Annotated in this window: 7 protein-coding genes; 2 read left to right on the top strand and 5 right to left on the bottom strand. The window is 61.5% G+C overall.

What is annotated here, in order from left to right; translation table 11 throughout:
- Window positions 1-125: 125 nt before the first annotated feature.
- A complete protein-coding gene (locus tag X803_RS19050; protein WP_051470634.1) occupies window positions 126-755 on the bottom strand; it encodes an ATP-binding protein in 630 nt (209 codons plus the stop codon).
- A 104-nt stretch (window positions 756-859) separates the two neighbouring features.
- Here X803_RS19050 and X803_RS21875 point away from each other — a divergent pair, with 104 nt between their 5' ends.
- Window positions 860-1,030 (top strand): hypothetical protein, encoded by a 171-nt coding sequence (locus tag X803_RS21875; RefSeq protein WP_156930037.1) that lies wholly within the window; start codon window positions 860-862, stop codon window positions 1,028-1,030.
- Here X803_RS21875 and X803_RS0109850 read toward each other — a convergent pair.
- From X803_RS0109850 to X803_RS0109825, 4 genes are all read right to left on the bottom strand, one after another.
- Window positions 1,014-2,699 (bottom strand): UvrD-helicase domain-containing protein, encoded by a 1,686-nt coding sequence (locus X803_RS0109850; protein WP_026545012.1) that lies wholly within the window; start codon window positions 2,697-2,699, stop codon window positions 1,014-1,016. The genes X803_RS21875 and X803_RS0109850 overlap by 17 nt on opposite strands.
- Window position 2,700: 1 nt before the next feature.
- Complete coding sequence (locus X803_RS0109845; RefSeq protein ID WP_026545011.1) at window positions 2,701-4,308, bottom strand: ATP-dependent nuclease; 1,608 nt, start codon at window positions 4,306-4,308, stop codon at window positions 2,701-2,703.
- Window positions 4,309-5,280: 972 nt separating this feature from the next.
- Window positions 5,281-5,415, bottom strand: coding sequence for a hypothetical protein (locus X803_RS22950; protein ID WP_275450942.1), 135 nt, complete (start codon window positions 5,413-5,415; stop codon window positions 5,281-5,283).
- Between the two features lie 202 nt (window positions 5,416-5,617).
- Window positions 5,618-6,001, bottom strand: a complete 384-nt coding sequence (locus X803_RS0109825; protein ID WP_026545009.1) for a helix-turn-helix domain-containing protein — start codon at window positions 5,999-6,001, stop codon at window positions 5,618-5,620.
- Between the two features lie 179 nt (window positions 6,002-6,180).
- Here X803_RS0109825 and X803_RS0109820 point away from each other — a divergent pair, with 179 nt between their 5' ends.
- Window positions 6,181-7,704, top strand: coding sequence for a SulP family inorganic anion transporter (locus X803_RS0109820; RefSeq protein WP_026545008.1), 1,524 nt, complete (start codon window positions 6,181-6,183; stop codon window positions 7,702-7,704).
- Window positions 7,705-7,826 lie beyond the last annotated feature (122 nt).

The raw sequence follows: 7,826 nt of genomic DNA, 5'->3' as shown, positions 1-7,826 counted from the left end.
GCCGGTGGCGATCCGGTACGCTTCGACAGGCCCGGCAGCCGCTACCAAGCCAAACCCGACGTTATCCGAAGCTTCGAACAGACGGGCCAGACCCGCCCGGGAAATCTGCTCCTCCGTCCATCCATTCATACTGCTTCCTCCTGAGTGCGGAAGAGAAGCGCCGTTGTGACGTCATCACTGTTGGGCATGGTCCGCCCCGCGAGATCACCGATAGACCACGCCACCCGGAGAACCCGGTCATAGCCGCGCTTGGTGATAGCTCCCGTTTCAATCCCTTTGTCCACAGACACGGTTGCCTTACGGCTGAGCCTGAGTTCGTTGTGCAGCAGGGCTGCCGGCACCTCTGCATTTGTGGACAAATTCCACGCGCATAGGCGGTTCTCCTGCGCCGCCCGGGCATCTGCCACCCTCGATGCGATCGCCGCACTTGAGTCAGCGGTGGCTGAACCGGAGAAGTCATGGAGACTGACCCTGTGCATTTCCAACTGCAGGTCGACCCGGTCAAGGAGCGGCGCGGACATCCTGCCGAAGTAGCGTCTGCGCTGCTGGGCAGAACAGGTGCAGTCCATGCCTTTACCGGTCGACTGTCCGCAGGGGCAAGGATTGGCGGCAAGCACCAACTGGAAGCGTGCGGGATAGGTGGCCGTGCCGGCTGCACGGTGCAGGACCAGTTCCCCGCTCTCCAGCGGTTCCCGCAGAGCATCGAGGATGCGGCGCTGATATTCGGGGGCCTCAGCGAGGAATGGCAAGTACACCCCGGTGTGGTCTCAGTTTAGCCGTTGGGGTGCGGGAGCGGCGGAGCAGCGGCGCCGTCCTGTGTCCGTGCTGGGGCGTCATAGATAGACAGATGAATCGAACTATGCCGCCTCTGACCGCATCTGCTGTCGAGCACGTGGTCAGCCTCATCGAAACCGCGACCTCGGTGCAGGCGTCCCGGCGGCAGTGGGACATCGTGTTGGTCTGCGGCCACGTCGTGGTCCACTGGCAGCACGCGGGACTGCACATCGGGGCCGTCACCGAGCTGCGATAGAGGTCCAGTCAGTTGCATTGACCCACTTGACGATTCCGGCCGAGTCAAGGGGACTGGAGTCACGGAGGGGTGTCAGGAACTGGGACTCCTGTTTGGAGTAGGCGACCCCGGTCGATGCTGCGGGCACAGACTGCGCACGCATGACGATGGCGCCGTGGCGCGCGCGAGAGATCATGACGGAGAGTACTCGTGCCTCTTCAGCGATGGCTTCTGGCGTCTTGGCGCGAAAGTCGGGGATGCACCCCTCTTCAGCTCCGATGACGATGACCCAGTCGAACTGCTGTCCCTTGCCGACGTGACCAGTGAGGAGGTGGACGCCGGGCACCGTGATGAGAGTGTTGTTGTCCCCCACACGGATTCTCGACCTGATTTCGGCCGGGTCGTTGCCTTCAGCGAGGAGGTCATGGCACCAGGTGAGGGCGCCTGCTAGCGCTTCGCGTCCGCTCGGGTCCTGAATGCTTTCGAGGTTTGCGGCGGCTCGGAGAAACTCGAGCGGGTCGGATGCCTTGGCAAGTTCCTTGGTGTTTAGCTGGGAAAGCATCGCTTTCATCACTTTGGCGGTGTCGGTGTCGAGAACTCCGTCGTCCCAGCGGTGGTGTGGAACTCCGCTTGCTGCGATGGCTTCGTCGGCGAAGCGTCGTCGTGAAGCAATACGCGAAATGATGCCGACCCGCTGCTTGGGCGCCCTTGTTAGCACGGCCTTCGAGAGTTTCATTGCCCAGTCCCCTTCTTCAGCTGCGGTGGCGAAGGTGACGATGCCGGAGAGCCCTCCGCCGGGCCAAGATTCTGGTACGGCACTGCTTAGTTGCTGGCCGCCGGTTCGTGGGGCGAGCGAGTTGACCATGCTGAGGACGGCTGGCGAGGAACGGTGTGAGTCTGAGAACTCGATGACTTCGGTGCACTCGGCGCGAACCGCCTTGTCGATCTCAGCTGGGCGCGCACCGGCGAAGCCGTAGATTCCCTGGGCGAGATCGCCGGCGTAGGTGGTTCTCTGGTCGCCAATGCGGTTGACGATCCGGAGTTGCTGTGGCGTCAGGTCCTGGAACTCGTCGACGACTACGGCAGCGAAGTGGTTGCGGTAGAGGTCGGCGACGCCGTCGCTCTGGAGGATGAGTTCCGCGAGCCGGGGCAAGTCATCGTAGGTGAGCCGGTTCTCTTGTTTCCGCTGCCGCTCGATTTCAAGAGCATGTTGATTGCCTGCGTCGACGAGGCGGCGCTCCACCTCGGTGTCATCTACGGGTTCCTGCTTGATCTGGCGGAACAGTTCCTGGACGATGCCGATGGCGTTGTACTGGAGTCCGCGTCTCCGGCATTGCTCGCCAACCCAGTCGTTCTCGGGCAGCGTGGCTTCCGGGTTGACGCCGATGACAGCGGCGTGTGCGCGGACGATTCGGGCGGATAGGCCGTGGAAGTTCGAGATACTGACGCGGTCGCGGAGCTGCGCGGGCGGGATGTATACCTGGATTCGTTCTCGGATGTTGTCGCGCGCGCGGTTGGAGAATGTCGTGACGAGGATCTTCCGTGGCGGGATGATGGCTCCGCGCTGTAGGAGTCCTTGGATGCGCAAGGCGAGAGCTTCAGTTTTCCCGCATCCGGCGGGCGCGATCGCGAGGAGGTTTAGCTGGTCATGGTCTCGGATTCGCAGCTGCGCTGGTGTCGGCGTAACCATGTCAGACGCCCGCGATCTCGCTCAGCAGGTCGTTGGCACTGGAGACCTTTGGAGCCGTCACGTTGTCAAGCAGTGGTGAGATGACGATCGCGGCTTTCACCTTGTATTTCTTTCTCCGGCAGAATTTCGCAATATCCGTGTCGAGGTATGTACCGCCAGGACCCGTTGGCAGGCAGTTCGCCAGCTCATTCGGGCTGAATAGGCTGGATGCTTGCAGCGCAGGCCAGACAACAGCCGCTCCAAGCGTTGCGACGTACTCGTCTTCGAGATCCAATCGGGACACCCACACGGAATGCTGGTTTAGGTCTGCGACGTCGACTCCGAGCTTGTCGGCAGTCGCAACCTCTGCGTCTTCGTCGACAAGCATCGAGATGGGGATCTTGAATCCCGTCGATCCGAAGAGCTTATCCACTGCTCCCATGTCCCCGGCGCCGCCGGTTTCGATGATGGATACACCGAGCCGGTCAAGGTTGCGGTCCGTAAGGTCTGCCACACGCTCGAGGACGATGCGGTCGGAGATACCTTCGACCGCCACAACGCGGCGTGCAGTCAGCGGCTCCAGTTTGTCGCGCACCCACCAGCGGACACTGAGCTTTTCGTCAGATGAGAGAAATCCGCTTGTCGGCTGTACCACGATGCCGCCAGCGCGGACGACGACGATGGAATCCGGATCGAACGCGCCGACGATGTCTGCCGAGTGCGTTGCAAGGACTTTCTGGTTTGGGTTGGCCTGAAGGAGGCGGGCAAGGCTGCGCTGGCTGGTCGGGTGGAGATGGATCTCCGGTTCGTCGATCCCGACCATGTTGGCGCCCACGCTCATCAGGTCGTAGAGAGCGATGGCGTAGAGGGCACGAGTACCGTCTGATTGCTCCGAGAGATTGTGTGGAGCGCCGTCCTTGCTGACCTGGAGGCGGACGTCGCTGAGTACGTCGTTGTCGGCTGCTGAGCCCGGAACGAAAGAAAGATCATCCTTCTCAATCCGTTCTGGCAGTGCGCGCGAGAGCTGGTTAGCGAGATCGGTTCGCAGCCCAGTGAGCACCTTGGAACTCTTCAGGTTGTCGACGAGCGAGGTCGTGATTGCGTCGAAGGTTGCCTGTTCGGTGCCGAGAACGACGGCTTGAAGTATGTCGTCGAGGGCAGACTTGCGGTCCTCCCGGAGATCACGGGTCTGAGCAGTCGCACTCAGGAACTTCCAGCCCAAGCCAAGCAATTGGTCGCGGGATAGTTGCCGGCCCGTTCCTCCTCCAGGGGCTACGCGTTCGACGGTGAGTGTTTCATTCGAGTCGATAGCTGCGGCGAGGCGGATCGTCAGGATTTCACCGCTAGTCGGATGAATCGAGATTTCATCGGGGAAGAGCGCCTTGTCGTCACCATTGAAGCTCGTGATGTCGGCCTCGACAATGAGCGGCTGGTCGCGGTCACGGAAGTCGTCTGGGCTGATGTGCGAGTAGAGCTGTGCGGTGCTCGCGCCGAGGAGGAGATCAAGGCAGCGAAGCAGTGAGGACTTCCCAACATCGTTCGCTCCGACGAGCACCAAGTGGTCCCTGATCTCGATCTCAAGATCGGGGAGCCGACTGTAATTCTGGACTTGCAGGCGGGTCAACTTCATCTATCGCTCTCCATCGCGCGTTGGTTTAGCGTGCATGGCGGCCCCTCCGTCGACCGCACGGGAGATGCGGATGGACTTGCGTTACATACCCACGCGCGGGCGCTGACGGGTGACCGGCATCCGTGTTGATGCTGTAGGGGCGATTGTCTCACGCTGATGCGACGCCTCACTGACCCTTCCAGCCCGAAAATGCGCGCTACCGTCAGGGTGCGCGCCTGCCTCGGAAGGACGTCGCGCCGCTCTACGCCGTCCTGTGATATCCAGACAGCGACCGACGACTGGCTCGCCGAGCCCCGTCTGAATCCCTTCTGTAGAGCCACAGTTGCACAGGGAGTAACGCATCACTGGATGGCCCAGTAGGCTCTCGCATCAGAGCTGAAGGATCTCTCCACGAATATCTCGCCTCCTTCGATCGCAGCGACGGGGATATCCATGTAGACCTCATACCTGGCGACGCCGGAATTCTCCAGGGTAGGAACGTCAGATGTGGGGCTTGGTGTCACCGGCAACTGAATGTGCGCTGTCGGGCCCTTTTCAACACGTGGTTATTGACCCCGCCACTCCCCCAGCCTGTCCAGTAACTCCTCTTGCCGCGGATCCAGCTCCCCTGCGGCACGCTTGAGCCGCTGGCTGTAGAGCCACCTTTGAAGACCCCGTTCATGTGGGCTCCCGAGTTGTTTCGGGAGGCGGCCCTGTTCGGCGACCAACCGGAACACCGCCGTGTAGCGCCTCTCCCAAGCAACGGCGCGGCCGTGTCTGGACGGTCGGTACCTCGGTCGGTCGTGCAGCACCAAGCGCCGCCCGAGGATGGACGGATCGAGAACTTCACGTTGTCGGATGCTGTGCCGGACCATTTCGGCATTCACCCTACAGAGCCTAGCTACCTGGGCGAAGGTCAAGCCGCGCAGGTAGAACAGCAGCCACTCGTCTCCCGACCCGGCCGGCGGCCACTGGTCTTCAGCACCGGCTTCCTTAGCCGTCATCGTCCTGCGGCTCGAGCAGCTTCTCCAGGTTCCTGGTCGCCTGCTCGTACATGCGCTGGATGTAGTCCTCCAATTTGGAACGCTCTACACGCCATTGCCCGCGGTTATCTTCAGTTGGGTTCACCTTGTTGGTTTCATGAGAATCGATCTGCTCCAACCTCGGTTCTCATGGTCTCGCGAATCGTGTGAGAAACGACGGATTCCGCCAGGAAGAACTCGAGCCGAACAGGACCGATGGCCGAACAACATGGGCCCGCCTGATCCAGCTAGGTTCAGGTTTGGTGCGTGCCGGGCGGAGGAGTCACTCAACCCCGGCACGCACGATTTCAGACCTGACTGCTGAGCTTTTGAATGAACTCATCGGCCTGGGCCAGGTTCCGCGCCATTTTCGCCCGCTGATCGGAGGCCTTTTCCAGGTATCCCGCAAGCGTCTCTGACGATTGTTCAACGTCTGCACCATCCCGGGACGACAATAAGCTCAAAATTTCAGCCATCTCCTCGAGTGAGAATCCCAGCGGCTTCATCTGCTTGATGACTGTCAGACGCTCAAAATCTTCCTCCGAGTACACCCGGAATCCACCGTCCGTGCGCGCCGTGGCAGGAAGGAGGCCGACCTCGTCGTAATGCCGAATGGTCCGCAGGGAAAGGCCCGTCCGTTCCGCCAGCTCACCGATATGCATGGTGCTGCTGTCACTGGTCTTCGTCGTCATGAGGGTCCTCCGTCTGGTCCGGATTTAAACTCTACCATCACGTTAGGTTAGGGTTGAGTTGGCCGGGGTTGAGACCGCTATGGCTATCCCCCACTTTCATGGCGCGGCGCTGCGTCCCTTATTCACTAGCAAAACGAAGCCGCTGACGCGCGTCTTCTCGACCATGAACGGAGCCAGAAATGGCCGTCACGCAAACCGAGCACCCTCCGGCGTTCACACCTGAACAGCTTCAATCCGTCAGGCTCACCCTGATGTCCCCGCGGCGGCTCAAGACCGAGGTCCTTGCTGGGCTCGTCGTCGCACTCGCTTTGATTCCGGAAGCCATCGCGTTCTCCCTCATCGCCGGCGTGGACCCGCGGCTGGGCCTGTTCGCTTCCTTCACCATGGCCGTCTCAATCGCCTTCCTCGGCGGCAGGCCCGCCATGATCTCCGCCGCCACCGCAGCAACCGCACTGGTGATCGCGCCCCTGGTGAGCAGCCACGGCGTCGACTACTTCATCGCGGCGGTCATCCTCGCCGGCATCTTCCAGGTGATCCTCGGCGTTCTCGGGGTGGCGAAGCTCATGCGCTTCATCCCCCGCTCGGTAATGGTCGGTTTCGTCAACGCCCTCGGCATCCTGATCTTCAGCTCCCAGCTCCCCGAACTCATCGGCGTTCCATGGCTGGTCTATCCGATGGTCGCTGCAGGCCTGGTCATCATCTACCTGCTCCCACGGATCACCAAGGTCGCCCCTGCCCCCTTGGTCGCCATCGTTGTCCTCACCCTCGTAGCGGTCGTGTTCGCAATCAACGTGCCCACCGTGGGAGATAAGGGCGACCTCCCCGAAAGTCTGCCCTCGCTCTTCTTCCCGAACGTTCCGCTGAACCTGGAGACCTTCCAGATCATCGCACCGTTCGCCCTCGGCATGGCCGTTGTCGGCCTCCTCGAGTCCCTGATGACGGCCAAGCTCGTCGATGACATCACCGACACCCGATCCCAGAAAACCCGCGAAAGCTGGGGCCAGGGCGTCGCGAACATCATCACCGGATTCTTCGGCGGCATGGGAGGCTGCGCAATGGTCGGCCAGACCATGATCAACGTCAAGGCTTCCGGAGCACGCACCCGGATCTCGACCTTCCTGGCCGGCGTCTTCGTCCTCATCCTCGCCGTCTCGCTGGGCACAATCGTCGCGCAGATCCCCATGGCCGCCCTGGTCGCTGTGATGATCTTCGTTTCCGTCGCAACATTCGACTGGCACAGCATCCAGCCCCGCACCCTGAAAATGATGCCCAAGAGCGAAACCATCGTCATGCTCGCCACCGTCATCATCACCGTCGCCACCCACAACCTCGCCATCGGCGTCGGCGCCGGCGTCCTCGTCGCCATGGTGATGTTCGCCCGCCGCGTCGCGCACTTCGTCACCGTCGAACGAACCGTCACGACCATCGGCGACCACGAAACTGCGACCTACGTCGTGGACGGCGAACTGTTCTTCGCCTCCTCGAACGACCTCTACACCCAGTTCGAATACGCACTGGACCCCGAACGCGTGATCATTGACATGCACGCCTCCCACCTCTGGGACGCCTCCACGATCGCCGCCCTGGACGCCATCACCGAGAAATACCACCACCACGGTAAAGAAGTGAAGATCATCGGACTGAACGACGCCAGCGCTCTGATGCGCGAACGCCTCGGCGGCAAACTCAGCGCCGGCCACTAGTTCAGCAACCCAAATAGGAGGCCTCTTCCACTCATTGCGGTAGGGGCCTCCTTCATGCGCACATCGAGCCGGATCCGTGAGCGTCAAATGAATGTCAGGAGGTGGTAACCGGATGCGATCTC

It is taken from the genome of Arthrobacter sp. 35/47 (assembly GCF_000520475.1).
In the GTDB taxonomy this organism is placed as follows: Bacteria; Actinomycetota; Actinomycetes; order Actinomycetales; family Micrococcaceae; genus Arthrobacter_D; species Arthrobacter_D subterraneus.
Note: the sequence above shows the minus strand (reverse complement) of the source record. Positions and strands in the feature narration are given on the sequence as shown.